We start from the raw sequence: 20,603 nt of genomic DNA on the forward strand, positions 1-20,603 counted from the left end.
GATTGCCTTGCCAATAAAAAGCAGCCTGCACTTTAAATAACCATTAAAATGCAGGCTGCTTTTTGTATTGAATTTAATAACGTGGCTCGTCCAAACGCAATAAACGAATGCACACGCACAAACCAATAAAGCCAATCGTGATATACAACAAGCTGGATACGCCGTGCCACAAGCCCAAACGTCCGCCAATTAAATCGTGCAACCAGTTGGTTTGTCCATCACGCAAGGCGCGGATAACAGGGGAAAACAGAAATTCGTTGATGCCTGTGAACAGCAACACGCAAGCCGACCAAAACGGCAAACGTGTTTTGCGATGGCTGTATCGTCTGGCATCTTGCTTGACTGCTATCCACACCAAAACCCACACAAACAGCGTCATATAATTGATGACATGAAACAAGCTGCCTGCAATTTGTGCGGCAAGCAAGCGTCCGTCTGGCAAGTGCGCCAAGCGTGTAAACAATAGGTGCGTGGCAATGTAGCCGCCACAAATGTGAATACCGAGCCAAATGCCCAGTAATAATGCAGTCAAACGGCGCATATCAATCCTTTTCTTCATATAAAAGCAGCCTGCAATCATAACAAAAGTGCAGGCTGCTTGCAGTAAAAAAAGCGCCCAAAACCAAATGATTTAGGGCGCATTTTTTGTTTAGTGTACGTCTTTCCAATATTCTTTTTTCAGGAAGTATGCCAATGGCAACAACACTGCCAACAAAAACATCAGCACTACATAACCAATTTGCTTACGTTGAACCTGTGCAGGTTCTGCCATGTATGCCATAAAGTTGGTTAAGTCGCGTGCATAGTCATCGTATTCTTTGGTGATGACTGTGCCGTCTTTGCTCTTGCGTGACAACTTGCCTGCACTTTCCCAATACAAATCAGGCGTTTTAACACCGTGTTCGTCTTCTTTCATCACAGGCTTGCCGTCTTTATCCAAGCGAACGGCTTGAACACCTTGTTGCTCCCACAAAACATGGGGCATCGCGGCATTCGGCAACACAGTGTTATTCCAGCCATTTGGACGCGTTGGGTCTTTGTAGAAACCGCGCAAATAAGCGTAGATATAATCTGCACCGCGAGAACGCGCAATCAACGTCAAATCAGGTGGTACAACGCCAAACCATTTTTTAGCATCGGCAACTGGCATATGTGCTTGCATTACATCGCCCACTTTATCGGTTGTGAACATCAAGTTTTTCTTGATTTCGTCTTCACTCAAACCGATGTCTTGCAAACGGTTAAAACGCATTGCAGACGCAGAGTGGCAAGACAAGCAGTTGTTCACAAAAATTTGTGCGCCACGTTGCAAGCTAACTTGGTTGCGTGGGTCAATGTCCACTGGTTCATAATGACCGCCACCAGAAGCAACTGCCAAACTCATGGGTGCTGCCAACAATAAGGCAGCAATGGTATTTTTAAATGCTTTTTTCATTTTAACTGCCCTCTTAAATATTGGTTGCAAACAAGTATGAACCAATCAATGTGATGACAACGTAAACAAAGAACATAATTTTTTGTTTGGTTGTACCCATGGTTACACGCTCTGGAACAGGTTTGTTTTTGTCCATTTTGGTGTAAATTGGCATCAACAAGAAGAAAACAAAGTAAATGATTGACAGCACGCGCGCAACCCATGTACGCACGTCAGTCGCTACCATCGCGCCCAAAATACCCAAACCAATAAATGAGATAATGAACAATACCAATGCGGTTTTGAAAATTGGACCACGATAACGAACCGATTTCACTTCGCCACGGTCAAGCCATGGCAACAAGGCAATCAATACAACCGCTGCGCCCATGCCGATTACGCCCCAAACTTGTGTACCCAAGAATGATGGAATCGCACGCAAAATCGCATAAAACGGTGTGAAATACCAAACTGGTGCAATGTGCGCTGGCGTAACCAGTGGGTTAGCTGGGTCAAAGTTTGGTTTTTCCAAGAAATAGCCACCGCCTTCTGGGGCAAAGAACATCACGCCACAGAAGAAAATCAAAAATACCACTACGCCCAAAATGTCTTTTACGGTGTAGTAAGGGTGGAATGGAATACCGTCCAATGGAATACCGTTGGAATCTTTAAGTTTTTTGATTTCAATACCGTCTGGGTTGTTTGAGCCAACTTCGTGCAAGGCAATCAAGTGGGCTACCACCAAACCGAGCAATACCAATGGCACAGCAATCACATGCAAGGCAAAGAAGCGGTTTAAGGTTGCGTCTGACACGTTGAAGTCGCCACGAATCCATGTAGATAGGTCTGGGCCAATCACAGGGATTGCGCCAAACAAGTTAATAATCACTTGTGCACCCCAGAATGACATTTGACCCCATGGCAACAAATAACCCATAAAGGCTTCTGCCATCAGTGCCAAGAAAATCAACGAACCGAACACCCATACCAATTCACGCGGTTTTTTGTATGAACCGTAAATCAAGCCACGGAACATGTGCAAATACACCACGATAAAGAAGAACGATGCGCCTGTTGAGTGCATATAGCGAATAATCCAACCGCCCGATACATCGCGCATAATGTATTCCACTGCTGCAAAGGCAACAGGCAAGTTTTGCGCGTTGGTCGTGCCGTCTGGTTTAAAGTTCATGGTCAAGAAAATGCCACTTACGATTTGAATCACGAGTACCAACAATGCCAACGAACCGAAGAAATACCAGAAGTTGAAATTTTTAGGCGCGTAGTATTGTCCAACGTGTTCGTTGTACATTTTTGACAAGGGGAAACGCGCGTCCACCCAGTCTAGCAAGGCTTTTGCCTTATTGCAGCTTTTTTGGTTTTCCATAGTGTGTTCCCTTTTTATTAGTCTTCACCAACCAAAATAACGTTATCGTTAACGTATTTATATGGTGGAATAACCAAGTTGGTTGGCGCAGGTACGCCTGCATAAACACGACCTGCCAAGTCAAATTTAGAACCATGGCATGGGCAGAAGAATCCGCCTTTCCAGCTTCCGCCACCCAAATCGGCTGCACCTACATCGGGGCGATAAGTGGGCGAGCAACCCAAGTGCGTGCAAATACCAATCGCCACCCAAATGTTCTCTTTGATGGCCCGTGCAGGGTTTTTGCAGTATTCGGGTTGTTGTTCTGCATTGGAAGCTGGGTCAGCCAATTCGCCGTCAAGCGATGGCAAATCTTTGATTTGTGCAGGTGTGCGATGCAGCACAAAAATCGGCTTACCACGCCATTCGGCAATGGTGAGCTGACCTGCTTCGATTTTGCTGATGTCCACCTCGATAGATGCACCCGCAGCTTTTGCTTTTTCTGACGGAAACCAACTTGCCGCTAACGGCGTTGCCACGCCAGCAGCAGCGACAGCTCCTGCGCCTGCGGTAGCAAGGGTGAGAAAGCGACGGCGTCCTTGATTAATTTCTTTATTATCCATGTTATTCAGTCATCCAGATTTTGGCGTGTTGTCACGCGCTGGTGAGTGGGAAAGTGCCTTTAAACCATGCGATTTTACCTGATTTTTTTGTATAGCTTAAAGCATTATTTAAAATTAGGTAAAGTTTTTGTATGAAAATTTGATTTTTCGCAGAGTTTTATCAAGCTAATGAAGTGCAGGCTGGTTATGAAAAGCAGCCTGCACATTTAATAACTCATTTATTTGTATACAAAACATCAAAATGGAATGTCTTCATCAATGTTTTCTACGGGTTCAACTGGTGCAACAGGTTTACTTTCGCGACGTTGTGGTGCAACTGGCGGTTCGCTGGCTGGTGCGGCAGGTGCAGGCTGCTGACGTGCTGGCGGCGGTGCGGCACTGTATTCGTTATCATAAGGAACATGGCTGCTGCCACCTTGCTGACCGTTTTTGCTGTCCAACATACGCATGACATCGCACACAATGTCGTATGCGGTGCGTTCTGCACCTGTTTTGTCGGTGTATTTGCGCGATTGGATTTTGCCTTCCAAATACACTTGGCTGCCCTTACGCAAATATTGCGCGGCAATCTCGGCTTGGCGGCGATACATCGTAATATTGTGCCACTCGGTGCGTTCTTGACGCTGACCATTGTTGCGGTCTGTCCAGTTTTCACTGGTCGCTACCGAAAAATTGCACACTGCATCACCATTGGGCATATAGCGTGTTTCGGGGTCGCGCCCCAAACGTCCAATCAACATCACTTTATTTAATGACATGATTATTCTCCTATCAAAATTTGTTTCACTTTATCTTCGTCAAAACCGTGTTGCAATGCTTTGATGAACACGGTTTCGCCATCATCACTAAAACTGACCACTTGCACGCCAGAAGCAGCCTGCAATGCTGTGCCTAAATCGGGCAAACGGTTTTTCCATGCATCGGGTATCGCATAAACCACGTTTTTGACAGGCAATGGTGCAGGAGCAGTCGCCGCCAACATCAACCAAATCGCACCTATGCCACAACAAAAACCAAACACACCTGCGTAGCCAGCCCAATCAAACAATCGGCTGCCCAACAGCCCACCTGTGAACACGCCTAACGATTGCGTGGTATTGTACACACCCATTGCTGTGCCTTTTAGATTAGACGGTGCGATTTTGGATACCAAAGACGGCATACTGGCTTCCAAGATATTGAATCCAATAAAATAAATCACCAATGCTATGCCAATCGACCATGCGGAACTTAAACTCCAAATCAAAGCAGCCTGCGCGGCAATCACCAAAGTAATGCCCAATAAAAACACAGATTTAAGTTTGTTGCGTGTTTCGCCAACAATAATCGCTGGCACCATCAAAATTAAGCCGATGACGGTGGCGGGTAAGTAGATTTGCCAATGTGTGGCTTTGTCCCAACCAAGCTGTCGCAAGGCAAACGGCAACACGGTAAACATTGCCATCAAACCAGCCTGCAAGACAAAAATCCCCAAATCAAGGCGCAATAACTGGCTGTTTTTTAACACTTCGCCCAAGTGATTGGCTTTGACTTGTGTGTCTTGGTGTATGCGTGAACGCTGCGGCTCGGGTGTGTACCACGCAACCAACGCCATGCTTGCCGCGCTCAACACGCCCATGATGACAAACAAGCCTTCCACACCAAACCAACTGGTCAAAATGGGCGACAACACCAAGCTCACGGAAAAGGTCAAACCAATCGTCAAGCCAATCATAGACATGGCGCGTGTGCGGACTTCTTCTCGCGTTAAATCTGCCAGCAAAGCCGTAACCGCTGCGCTGACTGCGCCTGCGCCCTGCACTGCTCGCGCCATAATCAACGATTCGACGCTTGATGTGCAGGCTGCCCAAAAACTGCCTGCGGCAAACACGGTCATACCCAAATAAATTACTTTTTTGCGCCCGATTTTGTCGGACAACATACCCAATGGCAACTGCAAAACCGCTTGGGTTAAGCCGTATGCTGCCATTGCCAAGCCCACCATTTTAAGGCTGCTTGCGCCATCACCTGCCAACTGGTGCGCGTGTAATGCCAACACTGGCAACACCAAAAACATACCCAGCATTCGCAAGGCATACACGCCCGATAGCGACACCGAAGCGCGCCATTCGTGTGCCAACATAGGTATTTTTGCTTTTCTTGCCATAGTGTCTCTCGTGTGAACCGCGTAATTAAAATGGCGCGGATTATAGCATTATTCATTTGCCACCGCGCCAATTTAACGCAAAAGCAGCCTGCACTTTCTGTAAACCAAAAGTGCAGGCTGCTTTTTTATCCATTTAAGTGATTACGCTTGTTGCTCATCTACTTTGTGTCCTTTCAACGCGAAGAACACGATGTAGCAATAGCACAACGCCGATACAAAGAACGCTGGCAACAAACCAATGCTAGGCATATCGGCAAACGCGCCTTGCACCACAGGAATCAACGCACCGCCCACAATCGCCGTACAAATAATGCCAGACGCTTCGCCTGTGAATTTACCCAAACCTTTTGTACCCAAAGAGAAAATCGTTGGGAACATAATCGAATTGAACAAACCAATCGCCAACAAAGACCACATCGCCACATGACCGCCAGCCACAATCGCCAACAAAATCAAGGCAACCACCACGCTTGCGTTAAACGCCAAGCATTTATGTGGTTGAAATTTACTCATCAAGAACGTGCCTGCAAAGCGACCGACCATCGCGCCGCCCCAATACAGCGACAAATAGCCTGCTGCTTTGGCGTGGTCTAGGTTGGCAACGTGTTCTAGCACGTTAATCATCATTGAACCGATTGCCACTTCGCCGCCCACATAGCAGAAAATGCCGACCGCGCCCAAAATCATATGTTTGTATTGCCACACGCTGGTTTTGCCGTCGTGGTTGTGTTCAGTTTCTTCTTGGGCGATTTGACGCGCATCGGGCAATTTAATCAACGCCACAGCAACGGCAAGCAAAATCATGAAACCAGCCAAACCCAAATACGGAATTTGTACCGATGAAATGCGTTCTTCGATGCTAGCGGTTGCGTCCACAAAAATCAACGCTGCACCAATCGGCGGCGCAATCGCGGTTGCCAACGAGTTAAACGCTTGAATCAAGGTTAAAGTTGCCGATTCTTTACCTGGTTTTGCCAACAGGGTCACATACGGATTGCCTGCCACTTGCAGCAACACAATGCCCGTTGCCAAAATGAACAACGCGCCCAAGAAAATCGGATAAGACGCGCTGCCTGCCGCTGGATAGAACAAAATACAACCCAAAGCCGCAATCAAAAAGCCACCAATCACGCCGCCTTTGTAGCCGATTTTTTCGACTAGCTTGCCTGCTGGAATCGACATCAGCGCGTATGCCGTAAAGAAGCAGAACTGAATCAACATCGCTTGGGTGTAGTTCAGATTAAAAATGCCTTTTAGGTGCGGAATCAAGATATCGTTCATACAAGTGATGAAGCCCATCATGAAAAACAGCGAGGTCAAAACGCCTAACGCTACCGTGTTGTTTTTAGGTGCTTGTGAAGACACAATATATCCTTTCAGATTTTCGTTATACAAACCGTGCGCATCATAGCCATAATGCGAACGATTTGCAAATATTCGCATAGATGGGTAAAAAATGCAGGCTGCTTTTTATCACACAAAAGCAGCCTGCACGCTATTTTTTATCTATTTATCTGATTAAAAACAAATCACAACAACCATTTAAAAAATAAGCTGTTTTTTGTTTAACAAAATTTAACTCTTATGCCATAATCCCAACACATTCAAACATGAAAGGACTTGTTATGCAGCTCGATTTATTGCTCACCAGCGAAAAAGACGCGCCCTTGCTTGCCGATGCCGAATTCATGACGGCTTCGCTGTATGCCATGCTAGAAAATCACGCAGACGAAATGGTGGTGAACGCGCTCAAAATTTTGGCAAAAGCGCACGATGCCAGCCATGTGATAACCGAATTGCTACCGTCTTTGTCGGACGAGCAAACCGAAAACTTAATCACAGCAGTGGGTATGTTCGCGCAGGTACTGAACATTGCCGAAGACGTGCACCACGAACGCCGCCGTTTGGCGCACGAACACGCAGGCAGTGCAGCCAGCGATGGCAGTTTGGCAGCGACCATTCAAAAATTTCAGGCGCAAAATATTTCATCAACCCAATTACAAAACGTGTTAAACAACACCCAAGTCAATCCAGTGATGACGGCGCACCCAACCGAAGTGCAACGCCAAGCCACGTTGATTTCGCACCGCAAAATTCGCGCCCTGTTGCCACGCCGTGAATTTTGTCGCAGCGCAGAAGAATTGGGCGATTTGCAGCACGAAATGGATATTGTGTTGCTAACCCTTTGGCAAACCAGCGAAACGCGCCATTTTAAATTGAGCGTAAACAGCGAAATCAACAACGGCGTAAACATCTTCCCAATGAGCTTTTTCCAAGCCTTGCCCAAGTTTTATCGTCGCATGGAAAAACAGTTGCAGGCTGCTTTTCCCAATATTTCTGTGCCCAATTTATTGCAAATTGGCGGCTGGATTGGTGGCGACCGCGATGGCAATCCGTTTGTTACCGCGCAGACTTTGCGTGATGCGTTTGTGCGTCATGCCGATGCCGCGTTTCATCACTATCGCCGCGAGCTGGAAGCCTTGTATCAGGAATTGCCGCTGTCTATTCGCCGCACGCAAATCAGCGATGGCGTGTTGTTGCTGTCGGCAAAATCGCCCGACACCGAAGTCTCCCGACAAGAAGAGCCGTATCGCCGTGCCATTGGCTTGATTTTGTCGCGCATGGCAGGCAAGGCAAATGCGCTGGGACTAAAACTGGGCTGCAAATTTGGTTTGGGCGAACCGTATGCCAATGTGGACGAGTTTTTGCGCGATTTAAAAACCTTGCAAAGCAGCCTGCAACAAAACGGCAGCGGCGTGCTGGCAAGCGGACGTTTGGCAGATATTATTCGCACTGTGTCGGTGTGTGGTTTTCACTTAATGCCGCTGGATTTGCGCCAACACGCCGAAAAACACGAAAACGTGGTGGCAGAATTGTTCCAACACGCAGGTTTGGAAGACTACGCCAGCTTGTCTGAATCCGACAAACAAGCAGTGTTGTTGCGCGAATTGAGCAGCCCACGTCCACTGTTAAACCCATTTGTGGCATACAGCGCGGCGGCGTGTTACGAGCTGGATATTTTCCGCGCTACACATCAAATCAAACACGATTTTGGCGAAGACGCGATTTCGCAAAGCATTATTTCCAACTGCGAAAAACCGAGCGATTTGCTGGCTTTGGCGTTGATTTTAAAAGAAACGGGTTTATTGAAGATTGAAAACGGCAAGCCTGTGTCGCGTATCAACATCGTGCCGTTGTTTGAAACGATTGACGCGCTTGCCAACGCTTGTCCAGTCATGGAAACGCTGTTTGTGCTGGATTGGTATCGCACTTTGGTGAGCAGCCGCGACAATGTGCAAGAAATTATGTTGGGCTATTCCGATAGCAACAAAGACGGCGGCTACATCAGCAGCACTTGGGGTTTGTATCAAGCGGAAATTGGCTTGGTGCAGTTATTCCAAAAACACGATGTGCGGATTCGTTTGTTCCACGGACGCGGTGGCAGCGTGGGGCGTGGCGGTGGCCCGTCTTATCAAGCGATTTTGGCGCAACCTGCTGGCAGCGTGGCAGGGCAAATCCGCATTACCGAGCAGGGCGAAGTCATCACATCAAAATATGGCGACCCAAGCAACGCGGCGCGTAATCTGGAAACGCTGGTAGCGGCAACCTTGGAAGCGACTTTGTTGCCCGCCATACAAGACCCCGATATTGCGTTGATGAACGCGCTGTCGGAGCAATCGTTCGCGCATTATCGTGCGTTGATTACGCGCAACGGTTTTATTGACTATTTCTTGCAAACCAGCCCGATTGAGCAAATCGCCAGCTTGAACTTGGGCAGCCGCCCAGCCAGTCGCAAAACCTTGGCGCGAATCCAAGATTTACGCGCGATTCCGTGGGTGTTTTCGTGGACGCAAAACCGCTTGATGTTGCCTGCTTGGTATGGTTTTGGCACAGCAGTCGCCAAATTGTGCGAAAGCGACCCAAGCAGCCTGCACAAATTGCAAGACCACGCGCAGAACAATCCGTTTTTCCGCACCATGCTGTCCAATATGGAACAAGTGATGGCAAAAACCGATTTGACGCTTGCCGAACACTATGCCGCGTTGAGCGAAAACAGCGCGGACGGCGCAGCCATTTTCGCCACAATTAAAGACGAATACCAACGCAGCCGCCAAGCCTTGTTGGACATTTTGCAAGTGGAAGAATTGCTGCTAGACAACCGCGCCTTGGCACGAAGTTTGGCATTGCGGATTCCGTATTTAAACGCGCTGGGCGGCTTGCAAGTGGCGTTGCTGAAAAAATTGCGCCAAGACCCAAACAATCAACACGTTTTGCAAATGGTGCATCAAACAATTAACGGCGTGGCGCAAGGGTTGCGGAATACGGGGTAAATGGTGGATAGATAAAATACAGGCTGCTTTTATCTACGATTATTAACAAGCAGTTACCAATATTTTTTGTTAAATCGTTTGTGCATCATGTTAGCAAGCGTTAAAATTCGCACCGTCTCTCCAAAAACAAAGTAGTAAACAACATGAAAGCCATTGGCGATATTATTCCGATTTCTCATATTGTGTTAGACCAGCAAGCCAGCAGCAAAAAACGCTTGTTTGAACAAGTAGCGCAACTGCTGCACGAACAAGCTGGCTTGCCACAAAACGAAATTTTTGACTGCCTGATTGCGCGTGAGCGTTTGGGTTCAACTGGTTTAGGGCATGGCGTAGCGATTCCGCATGGTCGTCATGCTAGTGTACAGGCTGCTTGCGGTGCGTTTATTCGCCTGCAAGAAGCAGTGGATTTTGACGCACCCGATGGCAAACCTGTGTCGTTGGTGTGTGTGTTGCTCGTGCCAGAAGCGGCAACCAGCGAGCATTTGGAAATCTTGTCGCACTTGGCTGGCAAGTTCAACGACAAAGCCGTGCGCGATGCTTTGTTGCAAAGCCAAACAGCCGAACAAATCCAACAATTACTCAATTAAACACCGTGCAGGCTGCTTTTGAATACACAAAAAGCAGCCTGCACTATTTGTTTACAAGGAAACTCCATGCCCAGCATTTCCGTTCGCAAACTCTATCAAGACAACCAACAAAAGCTACAAATGGCGTGGACAGCAGGCACAGCAGGCGGCGACAACCGCATTAGCGTAGAAGCCGACCGCCCTGCCCTAGCTTTGGTTGGGCATTTAAACTTTATCCACCACAACCAAGTGCAAGTACTGGGCGTTGCCGAAGTTGCCTATTTGCAAAAACTGGAACAGTCCGACAATCCAACAAGCTTGGACGAATTGTTCAATTTCCCGATGGCGTTGGTGATTGTTGCCAACGATTTGCCCGTGCCGCAAAGTCTGCGCGATTATTGCCACACGCACAATGTACCGCTGCTCACGTCCGCACTGGAAAGCCCGTATCTAATGGACGTTTTGCGGATTTATTTACAACGTGTGTTGGCTGTGTCCACCGTCAAACACGGTGTGTTTTTAGATGTGTTTGAAGTGGGCGTATTGCTCACTGGCGCGTCAGGTTTGGGCAAAAGTGAATTGGCGTTGGAACTGATTTCACGCGGACACAGCTTGGTTGCTGATGACGCGGTAGAACTGCATCGCACCGCACCCGAAGTATTAGAAGGTCGCTGCCCAACCATGTTGCGCGATTTTTTGGAAGTACGCGGTTTAGGCGTATTGAACATTCGCCACATTTTTGGCGAAACCAGTATCCGCCCCAAAAAGCAGCTTAAATTGATTATCCAGCTTGTGCCTGCCGATGACGATTACATGAAAACACTCGACCGCTTATCGATTCGCACCGAAACCGAAACCATTTTGAACGTGAAAATCCGTTCGGTTGTGTTGCCTGTTGCCGCAGGTCGCAACTTGGCGGTGTTGGTAGAAGCGGCGGTTCGCAACTATATTTTGCAACTGCGCGGCAAAGACAGCACCAAAGAATTTTTGGAACGCCATCAGGCAATGATGAACAAACCCGACAGCGAGTTAAACGATGAAGATAGTATTGATTAGTGGCTTATCAGGTTCAGGCAAATCGGTCGCACTCAATTTGCTGGAAGACCACGGCTTTTATTGTGTGGACAACTTACCGCTCGCATTGATACCCGAACTGGTGCGCCACCACGCCACCAGCTGGCAAAGCAGCCTGCACACCGAAAAACTCGGCATTAGCCTAGACATACGCTCGCGCCCCAACACCAGCATGGCAAATGAACTCATCGCCAGCCTGCGCCAACAAGGACACAGCGTTCAAATTCTGTTTTTGGAAGCCGACCAAGCCGTGTTATTGCGCCGTTTTTCCGAAACACGCCGCAGCCACCCACTCGCGCAAGAAAGTGCAGGCAGCCTGCACGATAGCCTAAACCATGAACGCGAATGGCTACTGCCTTTGCGTAACTTGGCATACTGTTTGGACACCACGCACCTAACCGCACAACAACTGCGCCAGCGCGTTTCCCAATGGCTCGATGCCGACCACAGCAGCTTGCTCATCAGCATAGAATCGTTTGGCTTCAAATACGGCGCTGCCCCTGCTGCCGATTTTGTGTTTGATGTTCGCAGCCTGCCCAACCCCTATTATTTGCCCGACTTGCGCCCCTACAACGGCACACAAGAGCCGATTATTCAGTATTTAAATCAACAAGATTTAGCGCAAGAAATGCTCAATGACATCAGCCAATTCATGCAAAAATGGCTGCCCAAAATGCAAGACGAAAGCCGCAGCTACGTTACCATTGCCATTGGCTGCACAGGCGGACAACATCGTTCGGTGTATTTAACCGAACAGCTTGCCGCACGTTTGTGTGGGCAATTTCAAGTGATTACACGGCATCGGCAGATAAAATATAGTGGATTAAATTTAGATTAGGACAAGGCGACAACGACCGCCGTGTACATCTAGTACATAAGGGAGTTGGCAACGCTGTACTAATCTAAATTTAATTCACTATATCCACAAATCAAAGACTCGGACAAAAAGTGCAGGCTGCTTGAACACGCCGCAGCAGGTATCAATGAATAGAACACACAAACAAAACCGATAAATTTCATGCAAGCAGCCTGCAAAATCTTTTACAATCCCACTTCCTTTTTAACCCACATCAACCACAAGGACAAACTGTTATGTACTCAAAAAGCGTAACCATTGCACAATACGACCCAGAATTGGCAGCCGCTATTGCCGCCGAAGTAACACGCCAACAAGACCACATCGAATTGATTGCGTCTGAAAACTACGTTAGCTGTGCCGTTATGGAAGCACAAGGCAGCCAATTAACCAACAAATATGCCGAAGGTTATCCAAACAAACGCTATTACGGCGGTTGCGAACACGTTGATGTGGCAGAACAACTGGCGATTGACCGCGCAAAAAAATTGTTTGACGCAGAATATGTAAACGTACAACCGCATTCAGGTTCGCAAGCCAACCAAGCGGTTTACGCATCTGTATTGAAACCAGGCGACACCATTTTGGGTATGAGCTTGGCACACGGTGGACACTTAACCCACGGCGCGAGCGTGAACATTTCAGGTAAATTGTATAACGCGATTACCTACGGCTTGGACGAAAACGAAGTGTTGGATTACGCGGAAGTAGAGCGTTTGGCGTTAGAACACAAACCCAAAATGATTGTGGCTGGCGCGTCAGCTTACGCTTTGGAAATTGATTGGGCGCGTTTCCGCGAAATCGCGGACAAAGTAGGCGCGTATCTGTTTGTAGATATGGCGCACTACGCTGGTTTGGTGGCAGGTGGCGAATATCCGAACCCCGTTCCATTTGCGGATTTTGTTACCACAACCACACACAAAACCTTGCGCGGCCCTCGCGGTGGCGTGATTTTATGTCGTGATAATACGCATGAAAAAGCATTGAACTCTACCATTTTCCCAAGTTTGCAAGGTGGCCCGTTGATGCACGTTATCGCTGCAAAAGCCGTTGCGTTCAAAGAAGCATTAGAACCTGAATTCAAACAATACGCAAAACAAGTCAAAATCAACGCAGCAGCCATGGCGGAAGAATTGGTAAAACGCGGTTTGCGTATTATTTCTGGTCGTACTGAAAGCCACGTTTTCTTGGTGGATTTGCGTCCTAAAAACATCACGGGTAAAGCAGCCGAAGAAGCGTTGGGCAAAGCACATATCACGATTAACAAAAACGCGATTCCAAATGACCCTGAAAAACCGTTTGTAACATCAGGCATTCGTGTTGGCGCAGCAGCGATTACTACTCGCGGTTTTACGGAAGCCGATGCGCGTGAATTGGCGAATTTGGTAGCAGATGTGTTGGAAAATCCAAACGATGAAGCCGTGTTGAAACAAGTGGCAGAAAAAGCCAAAGTTTTGTGCGACAAAAACCCTGTTTATGGCGCATAAAACTTAAATAGCAGCAATGTGTAGAGTGCAGGCTGCCTAGTGTTGTAGCAAACATTAGGCAACCTGCACTTTTTGTTGGATAAGGATTACTCATGTCATTTCTAGACTGCTCTCATTCCATCGCCCCGCACGACTACAATCGCTGGCTCGTACCGCCTGCCGCGTTGGCAGTACATTTGTCTATTGGGCAAATTTACGCCTATTCCGTGTTCAACGCACCTTTAACCAAACTCATCGGTATCACACAATCCGCGCCCGATGACTGGAAATTGACCACAGTTGGCTGGGTATTCAGCATTGCGCTTGCCGTGTGGTGGCGTTGGTTGTTGGTGGGCGTTCCACTGGCTTATGGTATGATTATGGTGTTCATTAAAGTATTTGATTTGTTTTAGTTGATTGAAGGTGCTGTTGCATTTTAATCAACCAATAAAATAAAGTGCAGGCTGCTTTGCCATTTTGTCTACAAAAAGCAGCCTGCACATTTTTATATCAATTATAATGAAAACGTAATTTTAATGTAATGGAGTTGTATAGTGAATTAAATTTAGATTAGTACCGCGTTACCAACTCCCTTATGTACTAGCTGTACACGGCGGTCGTTGTCGCCTTGTCTTAATCTAAATTTAATCCACTATATAAAACAGACGAGCAAGAATTACAGTTAATCCGTTTGGGTACACATTCAGAATTATTTGGCTAAAATTATTTCTATCCCACAAAAAACCATGTCTTCCACAACCGCCCAAATTATCGCCAGCTACGGTCGCCGCTACATCGTCCGCACCGACCAATCCCAAACCTACGAAGCCAGCACGCGCAGCAAACGCACCGATTATGCGTGCGGCGACTGGGTTCGCATTCAAATCATCAACCAAGAACAAGCCGTGATTGAAGCCGTGCAGGAACGCCAAAGCCTGCTCTATCGCCAAGACGCGTGGAAATCCAAGCTCATTGCCGCCAACGTATCGCAACTTTTGATTGTGTTGGCAGCCGTCCCCAGCCCCAGCGAAGCCTTGTTGCAACGCGCACTCATCGCCGCCGAAGCAGCGCACATTCACGCCATTATCGTACTAAACAAAAGCGATTTGCCCGAAACGGCTATTTGGCGCGAAAAACTTTCATTTTATAAAACATTAGGTTATGAAGTGATTGAGTTGTCTGCGCTACACGAATCCAGCGCAAGCAGCCTGCACAACGTGTTGCACGGACACACCAACATCTTGCTCGGACAAAGCGGCATGGGCAAATCCACGCTAACCAACGCGCTGCTGGGCGAACAACTGGCACGAACCAACGACATTTCAGCCGCACTGGATTCGGGCAAACACACCACCACCCACGCGCAACTGTATGATTTGGACGAACAAACCAAGTTAATAGACAGCCCAGGTTTGCAAGAATTTGGCTTACACCATTTACAGCTTGCCGATTTGCCGCACTATTTTCCCGATTTGTGCCATTTGATTGGGCAATGTCGTTTTCACAACTGCACCCACCGCGCCGAGCCAAATTGCGCGTTCAAACAAGCCGCAGAACAAGGCGAAATCCGCGCCGAACGCTTAACATTGCTGCAAAAGATTAGCGATGAGTTAGACCACTAATTGTTCGGGTTCGCTGCTATCTAGCGTGGGTATGGCGGCGCAACGCCATGAACTAAAATCATTAGATAACAAAACAAAGTGCAGGCTGCTTGTATTTGATGATGCAGGCTGCTATGATGTATCTGTTTACAGATTGTTTACAAAACTTGGCGTAAACACACGATTACAGGCAAAAGCAGCCTGCACTTTTTTATCAATATTATTATGGAGATAGGTCTATGAAACAACCCGTTCGTGTTGCCGTAACAGGCGCAGCAGGTCAAATTGGTTACGCATTGTTGTTCCGCATTGCTTCTGGTGAAATGTTGGGCAAAGACCAGCCCGTGATTTTGCAACTGTTGGACTTGCCACAAGCGCAAAAAGCCGTTCAGGGCGTGATGATGGAATTGCAAGATTGCGCCTTCCCATTGTTGGACGGCATGATTGCATCGGACGACCCAGAAGTGGCGTTTAAAGATGCCGACATCGCGATTTTGGTGGGTGCGCGTCCACGCGGGCCTGGCATGGAACGTGCCGATTTGTTGCAAGCCAACGCGCAAATCTTTACCGTGCAAGGTGCGGCGTTGAACAAAGTGGCAAGCCGTAATGTGAAAGTGTTGGTGGTGGGCAACCCAGCCAATACCAATGCGTATATTGCGATGAAATCTGCGCCTGATTTGCCAGCGAAAAACTTTACGGCAATGTTGCGTCTTGACCATAACCGCGCTGTCAGCCAAATTACCGAAAAAACAGGCAAAGCGGTGCGCGATATTGAGAAATTGTGTGTTTGGGGCAACCACTCACCGACCATGTATGCCGACTACCGCTTTGCGACCATTGGCGGCCAAAGCGTCAAAGAGATGATTAACGACCAAGAATGGAATGCCAACGTGTTCTTGCCAACGGTGGGCAAACGTGGCGCGGCGATTATTGAAGCGCGTGGTTTGTCGTCTGCGGCATCGGCAGCCAACGCGGCGATTGACCACATTCGCGATTGGGTGCTGGGTACAAACGGTAAATGGGTAACGATGGGTGTGCCATCTGACGGTTCGTATGGCATTCCAGCGGAAACCATGTTCGGCTTCCCTGTTACTTGCGAAAACGGCGAATACCAAATCGTGCAAGGCTTGGAAATGGACGCATTCAGCCAAGAATGTATCAACAAAACGCTTGCCGAATTGGAAGGCGAAAAAGATGGCGTGAAAGATTTGTTGTAATCGCTTGATTTAAAAAGCAGCCTGCACTTTTTGATTGATTCAAAGTGCAGGCTGCTTTTCTATTTTATTGATTCAATCAAAAGACAACCAAACTTCCACACGCAAGCCTGTTTCAAAGTGCAGGCTGCTTTTGAGCGTGATGTTGCCGCCATAGCGTTTAGCAATCGTGTCGGCAATGGACAGCCCCAAACCTGTTCCCGTTTCGCCGCTGCCCAAAATGCGATAAAACGGATTCAGCACACGTTCGCGTTCGGATTGTGGAATGCCGTTGCCATTGTCTTCAATACAAATCAACAGCTTATTGTTTTGGATTTGCGCTGACAGGTCAATTTGACTACCGTTTGGCGTGTAGCGAATGGCGTTGTCGACAAGGGTTTTAATCAGCGTGTAAATATCCAATTCGTTTGCCAAAATGCTGGGATTTTCGCTGGAAATCACGCCAATGTCGTGGTTTTTGGCATCGGCAAGCGGCAATAAATCTTCAATCACACGGCGCAAAATGGGCTGCACCGCAACCGATGTACGCGGTATTTCTTCGCTGACTTGCTTTACCGCGCCCACTCAATTACCGCATATGCCGAATGATTGTGAATAGACTCAAAATTTTCGCTTTCCAGCACAAAGCTATCAATGCGCGAATCTTGCTGCAAAATCGTCGCCACATCGCGCACCATGTCTTCCACAAATTTCGGGTTTTCATACGCACGTTCGGTAACAAATTTCTCGTCTGGGCGTTTGAGCAAGCCATACAGTTGGCAAGACGCTTGTTGCTCCACCCAATCCAACACTTCTTCCACTTCCACAGGCGCGTTGGTGTTCAGCGACACGGTAACGTGCGAGCGTTGATTGTGTGCACCATATTGCGAAATTTCTTTGGAACACGGACACAAACTGGTAACAGGCACTAACACGCGCAGGCTGCTTTGCGCTTTACCCTGCACGATTTCACACGACAGCGTTACATCGTAATCCAACAACGATTGAATGCCCGACACAGGCGCGGTTTTGGTGCGGAAAAACGGAAAAGTCGCGCTAATTTTGCCCGAATGTGAATCCAGTTTTGCCACCATTTGCGCGGTCAAATCACGCAGATTGTGCGCGTTGAATGCCAACTGTTGCTCTTCCATCAACGCCACAAAACGCGACATATGCGTGCCTTTTTGGTCGGCAGGCAAAAACACCGTCATCGTCAAACGCGCCACCGTGTGCTGTTCGCCCTGTGCGCTTTGCACGCGAATCGGAAAACGCAAGTCTTTAATGCCAACTTGGTTGATGGGAATGTTGCGTAAATCTTTACTACTTTGCACGTCTGCAATGGCACTCATGCGATTTATTTCCTTGTGTATATGTTGATTGCAGCCTGAGACCTTTGCAAAACCCCATCTTTTGCGCATTTCTTCGTGATGCGCTTCTCGAACGCTTGAAAATATTTCAATATTATCTGCGCGTTCTGCGATGCTATCACTTTGAACTGCACTCAAATCTGGGGTTTTGCAAAGGTCTCAGCCTGCATGTGTGTTTGAGAATGGCTGCTATTTGAAAGCGCGAGAGTATATCACTTTGCCCTGTTTTGGCATACAATCACATTCTTTGATTTTATAGTGAATTAAATTCAAACTATTACCGCGTTGCCAACTCCCTTATGTACTAGGTGTACACGGCGGTCGTTGTCGCCTTGTCCTAGTTTGAGTTTAATCCACTATGCTAATAGCTTGCGATAAAAAGTGCAGGCTGCTTTTTCTACAAAAGGACTTTTATCATGCAATTTTCCACCAAAACCATTCACGCCGCTTACGATGCAGACGAACACCAACGTGCCATTATGCCGCCCCTATATCAAAACAGCATGTTCGCCATGCACGAATTGGAAGAAAACATTCCATTTCGTTATTCGCGCCTAGCCAATCCCACGCGCAAAATTTTAGAAGACACCGTAGCCGAGCTAGAAAACGGCACACACGGTTTTGCTTTTGGCAGCGGCATGGCAGCTATTGACTGCATTTTCCGCACCTTTTTGCAACCCAACGACACCATTGTTGCTGTGTCCGATATTTATGGCGGCAGCTACGATTTGCTGCACGATGTGTACGCCAAATGGGGCGTGAACGTCATTTTTGCCGATTTAACCAAGCCCGAAAATTTGGACAAAATCTTGACAGAACAAAAAGTGAAAATGATTTGGCTGGAAACCCCGTCCAACCCATTATTGCGCGTAGTAGATATTGAACTGCTGGCACAAAAAGCCAAAGCACACGGCGCATTGGTTGGCATAGACAACACCTTTGCCACGCCCTATCTACAAAATCCGCTGGATTTAGGTTGCGACATCGTTTTCCATTCCGCAACCAAATACTTGTGCGGACATTCAGACGTGCTGATGGGCGTTGCCGTTGTCAAAGACGAAAAACTGGCAAAACCCTTGCAAAACATGATGGTGATGACAGGTGGCATTGCAGGACCGATGGATTGCTGGCTGGTGTTGCGCGGCATCAAAACGCTGTCGGTTCGCATGAAACAGCACGTTGCCAACGCACAAATATTGGCAGAACGCTTGGAACAACACCCAGCGATTGAGCGCGTGTTCTACTTGGGCTTGCCATCGCACGAACACCACGAATTAGCCAAACGCCAAATGCGCGGTTTTGGCGGCGTGGTAACGGTTTATCTCAAAAACGACACGCGCGAAGCCGTAAACAGCGTGATTAAAAACCTGCATATGCTGCAACTAGCAAGCAGCTTGGGCGGCGTGGAAAGTTTGGTCAACCATTGCTACTCGCAATCGCACAGCGGCATGGCGCACGATGTCAAAATGGCATTGGGCATTCGTGTTGGCTTGTTGCGCTTTTCGGTGGGCATTGAAGACATTGAAGATATTTATGCCGATATTGACCAAGCGTTGAATACGACTTTGTCATAAAAGTGCAGGCTGCTTGCGTATTGTCAAACAACGCCAAAACCGCTATATTTCGCCCACTTGCGCTTTATAGAGTGAATATTCGGCGCACCTAAATATTCAGCACAACAAAGGAATCAGCATGAGCTGGCTAGACAAAATTCTTCCCCCAAAAATCAAAAAATCCGATAACAAATCAGGCATTCCCGAAGGTTTGTGGAGTAAATGCGATGCCTGTGGCGCAACGCAATACGTAACCGATGTGGTTAAAAATCATCACGTTTGCCCCAAATGCGGACACCACGAAGCCCTTTCTGCGCGTGAACGCTTGGATATGTTGCTCGATGAAGAAGGGCGAGAAGAAATCGCTACCAACATCAAGCCGACCGATATTCTCAAATTCAAAGACAGCAAAAAATACCCCGACCGCTTATCTGCCGCAAAAAAAGCCACAGGCGAAGACGATGCGATTGTGGTGATGAAAGGCAGCCTGCACGGTTTGCCTGTTGTGGTTGCCGCGTTTGAATTTCGTTTTATTGGCGGTTCAATGGGTTCGGTGGTGGGCGAACGCTTTGTGCAAGGCGTGCGCCGTGCGGTTGCCGATAATTGCGCGTTTATTTGCGTTGCCGCATCGGGCGGTGCGCGTATGCAAGAAGGTTTAAGCTCGCTGATGCAAATGACCAAAACCAGCGCATCGCTGCATTTGTTGCGCGAAAAAGATTTGCCGTTTATTTCGGTTTTAACCAACCCGACCATGGGTGGCGTATCGGCAAGTTTTGCCTTTTTGGGCGACATTGTGTTGGCAGAACCCAACGCGCTCATTGGCTTTGCAGGCCCGCGTGTGATTGAACAAACCGTGCGCGAAACCTTGCCCGAAGGCTTCCAACGCGCTGAATTTTTGCTGGAAAAAGGCGCGATTGACCAAATTGTGGATAGACGCGATATGAAACAGCGTTTGGCGGATTTAATTACCTTGTTGCGCCGTCAAGAACCTGTGGTTTAATCAAACAAAATAACAAAGCAGCCTGCACTTTAATCAACCAAAAATGC

At 47.8% G+C, this 20,603-nt stretch carries 18 protein-coding genes and 1 pseudogene; 10 read left to right on the forward strand and 9 right to left on the reverse strand.

Annotated elements, in window-relative coordinates; genetic code table 11:
* Positions 1–73: 73 nt before the first annotated feature.
* The 7 genes from BQ5809_RS07510 to BQ5809_RS07540 all read right to left on the reverse strand — a co-directional run bounded on the left by BQ5809_RS07510 (position 74) and on the right by BQ5809_RS07540 (position 6,914).
* On the reverse strand, positions 74–559 hold the full coding sequence (locus BQ5809_RS07510; protein ID WP_230478940.1) for a DUF4149 domain-containing protein: 486 nt from the start codon (positions 557–559) through the stop codon (positions 74–76).
* A 90-nt stretch (positions 560–649) separates the two neighbouring features.
* Positions 650–1,435 (reverse strand): cytochrome c1, encoded by a 786-nt coding sequence (locus tag BQ5809_RS07515; RefSeq protein WP_003787475.1) that lies wholly within the window; start codon positions 1,433–1,435, stop codon positions 650–652.
* 13 nt (positions 1,436–1,448) lie between these two features.
* Positions 1,449–2,801, reverse strand: coding sequence for a cytochrome b (locus BQ5809_RS07520; RefSeq protein ID WP_003787473.1), 1,353 nt, complete (start codon positions 2,799–2,801; stop codon positions 1,449–1,451).
* Between the two features lie 17 nt (positions 2,802–2,818).
* Entirely contained in the window at positions 2,819–3,403 is a 585-nt protein-coding gene (gene petA, locus BQ5809_RS07525) for a ubiquinol-cytochrome c reductase iron-sulfur subunit (RefSeq protein WP_003787471.1), read from the reverse strand.
* A 236-nt stretch (positions 3,404–3,639) separates the two neighbouring features.
* A complete protein-coding gene (ssb, locus tag BQ5809_RS07530) occupies positions 3,640–4,161 on the reverse strand; it encodes a single-stranded DNA-binding protein (protein WP_003787468.1) in 522 nt (173 codons plus the stop codon).
* A gap of 2 nt (positions 4,162–4,163) precedes the next feature.
* Complete coding sequence (locus BQ5809_RS07535) at positions 4,164–5,549, reverse strand: MFS transporter (RefSeq protein ID WP_003787466.1); 1,386 nt, start codon at positions 5,547–5,549, stop codon at positions 4,164–4,166.
* Between the two features lie 141 nt (positions 5,550–5,690).
* Positions 5,691–6,914 (reverse strand): sugar MFS transporter, encoded by a 1,224-nt coding sequence (locus BQ5809_RS07540; RefSeq protein WP_032827787.1) that lies wholly within the window; start codon positions 6,912–6,914, stop codon positions 5,691–5,693.
* 260 nt (positions 6,915–7,174) lie between these two features.
* On the opposite strand from BQ5809_RS07540, the gene ppc reads away from it, so the two are divergent.
* The 8 genes and pseudogenes from ppc (at position 7,175) to BQ5809_RS07580 (ending at position 16,660) form a co-directional block, all read left to right on the forward strand.
* Entirely contained in the window at positions 7,175–9,880 is a 2,706-nt protein-coding gene (gene ppc / locus BQ5809_RS07545; protein ID WP_032827765.1) for a phosphoenolpyruvate carboxylase, read from the forward strand.
* A 143-nt stretch (positions 9,881–10,023) separates the two neighbouring features.
* Entirely contained in the window at positions 10,024–10,467 is a 444-nt protein-coding gene (ptsN, locus tag BQ5809_RS07550; RefSeq protein WP_003787459.1) for a PTS IIA-like nitrogen regulatory protein PtsN, read from the forward strand.
* A gap of 66 nt (positions 10,468–10,533) precedes the next feature.
* The gene (hprK, locus tag BQ5809_RS07555) at positions 10,534–11,502 is read left to right on the forward strand and encodes an HPr(Ser) kinase/phosphatase (protein WP_003787458.1); all 969 of its coding nucleotides are present in this window, start codon (positions 10,534–10,536) and stop codon (positions 11,500–11,502) included.
* A complete protein-coding gene (gene rapZ / locus BQ5809_RS07560; protein ID WP_003787457.1) occupies positions 11,483–12,358 on the forward strand; it encodes an RNase adapter RapZ in 876 nt (291 codons plus the stop codon). The genes hprK and rapZ overlap by 20 nt, the downstream gene beginning before the upstream one ends.
* Positions 12,359–12,612: 254 nt before the next feature.
* Entirely contained in the window at positions 12,613–13,863 is a 1,251-nt protein-coding gene (gene glyA / locus BQ5809_RS07565) for a serine hydroxymethyltransferase (RefSeq protein ID WP_003787450.1), read from the forward strand.
* Between the two features lie 92 nt (positions 13,864–13,955).
* A pseudogene (locus BQ5809_RS07570) lies at positions 13,956–14,174 on the forward strand (MFS transporter); the annotation flags it as partial.
* 414 nt (positions 14,175–14,588) lie between these two features.
* Positions 14,589–15,464, forward strand: coding sequence for a ribosome small subunit-dependent GTPase A (gene rsgA / locus BQ5809_RS07575; RefSeq protein ID WP_032827786.1), 876 nt, complete (start codon positions 14,589–14,591; stop codon positions 15,462–15,464).
* 218 nt (positions 15,465–15,682) lie between these two features.
* Complete coding sequence (locus BQ5809_RS07580; RefSeq protein ID WP_003787444.1) at positions 15,683–16,660, forward strand: malate dehydrogenase; 978 nt, start codon at positions 15,683–15,685, stop codon at positions 16,658–16,660.
* Between the two features lie 72 nt (positions 16,661–16,732).
* Here the strand turns inward: BQ5809_RS07580 and BQ5809_RS07585 are convergent, their stop codons facing one another.
* Positions 16,733–17,221: a sensor histidine kinase gene (locus tag BQ5809_RS07585; RefSeq protein ID WP_003787443.1), complete on the reverse strand. Its 489-nt coding sequence runs from the start codon at positions 17,219–17,221 to the stop codon at positions 16,733–16,735.
* Complete coding sequence (folE2, locus tag BQ5809_RS07590; protein ID WP_003791190.1) at positions 17,209–17,985, reverse strand: GTP cyclohydrolase FolE2; 777 nt, start codon at positions 17,983–17,985, stop codon at positions 17,209–17,211. The genes BQ5809_RS07585 and folE2 overlap by 13 nt, the downstream gene beginning before the upstream one ends.
* A gap of 434 nt (positions 17,986–18,419) precedes the next feature.
* On the opposite strand from folE2, the gene BQ5809_RS07595 reads away from it, so the two are divergent.
* Entirely contained in the window at positions 18,420–19,577 is a 1,158-nt protein-coding gene (locus tag BQ5809_RS07595; protein ID WP_003787439.1) for a trans-sulfuration enzyme family protein, read from the forward strand.
* A 118-nt stretch (positions 19,578–19,695) separates the two neighbouring features.
* Entirely contained in the window at positions 19,696–20,556 is an 861-nt protein-coding gene (gene accD / locus BQ5809_RS07600) for an acetyl-CoA carboxylase, carboxyltransferase subunit beta (protein ID WP_003787434.1), read from the forward strand.
* Positions 20,557–20,603: the final 47 nt, after the last annotated feature.

It is taken from the genome of Kingella kingae ATCC 23330 (assembly GCF_900111845.1).
GTDB classification, from domain to species: Bacteria; Pseudomonadota; Gammaproteobacteria; order Burkholderiales; family Neisseriaceae; genus Kingella; species Kingella kingae.

Excerpts from the sequence above, each read along its gene's own strand:
- BQ5809_RS07510 (WP_230478940.1), bottom strand. The coding sequence starts at position 559 with ATGAAGAAAAGGATTGATATGCGCCGTTTGACTGCATTATTACTGGGC.
- BQ5809_RS07515 (WP_003787475.1), bottom strand. The coding sequence starts at position 1,435 with ATGAAAAAAGCATTTAAAAATACCATTGCTGCCTTATTGTTGGCAGCA.
- BQ5809_RS07520 (WP_003787473.1), bottom strand. The coding sequence starts at position 2,801 with ATGGAAAACCAAAAAAGCTGCAATAAGGCAAAAGCCTTGCTAGACTGG.
- petA (WP_003787471.1), bottom strand. The coding sequence starts at position 3,403 with ATGGATAATAAAGAAATTAATCAAGGACGCCGTCGCTTTCTCACCCTT.
- ssb (WP_003787468.1), bottom strand. The coding sequence starts at position 4,161 with ATGTCATTAAATAAAGTGATGTTGATTGGACGTTTGGGGCGCGACCCC.
- BQ5809_RS07535 (WP_003787466.1), bottom strand. The coding sequence starts at position 5,549 with ATGGCAAGAAAAGCAAAAATACCTATGTTGGCACACGAATGGCGCGCT.
- ppc (WP_032827765.1), top strand. The coding sequence starts at position 7,175 with ATGCAGCTCGATTTATTGCTCACCAGCGAAAAAGACGCGCCCTTGCTT.
- ptsN (WP_003787459.1), top strand. The coding sequence starts at position 10,024 with ATGAAAGCCATTGGCGATATTATTCCGATTTCTCATATTGTGTTAGAC.
- hprK (WP_003787458.1), top strand. The coding sequence starts at position 10,534 with ATGCCCAGCATTTCCGTTCGCAAACTCTATCAAGACAACCAACAAAAG.
- rapZ (WP_003787457.1), top strand. The coding sequence starts at position 11,483 with ATGAAGATAGTATTGATTAGTGGCTTATCAGGTTCAGGCAAATCGGTC.
- glyA (WP_003787450.1), top strand. The coding sequence starts at position 12,613 with ATGTACTCAAAAAGCGTAACCATTGCACAATACGACCCAGAATTGGCA.
- rsgA (WP_032827786.1), top strand. The coding sequence starts at position 14,589 with ATGTCTTCCACAACCGCCCAAATTATCGCCAGCTACGGTCGCCGCTAC.
- BQ5809_RS07580 (WP_003787444.1), top strand. The coding sequence starts at position 15,683 with ATGAAACAACCCGTTCGTGTTGCCGTAACAGGCGCAGCAGGTCAAATT.
- folE2 (WP_003791190.1), bottom strand. The coding sequence starts at position 17,985 with ATGAGTGCCATTGCAGACGTGCAAAGTAGTAAAGATTTACGCAACATT.
- BQ5809_RS07595 (WP_003787439.1), top strand. The coding sequence starts at position 18,420 with ATGCAATTTTCCACCAAAACCATTCACGCCGCTTACGATGCAGACGAA.
- accD (WP_003787434.1), top strand. The coding sequence starts at position 19,696 with ATGAGCTGGCTAGACAAAATTCTTCCCCCAAAAATCAAAAAATCCGAT.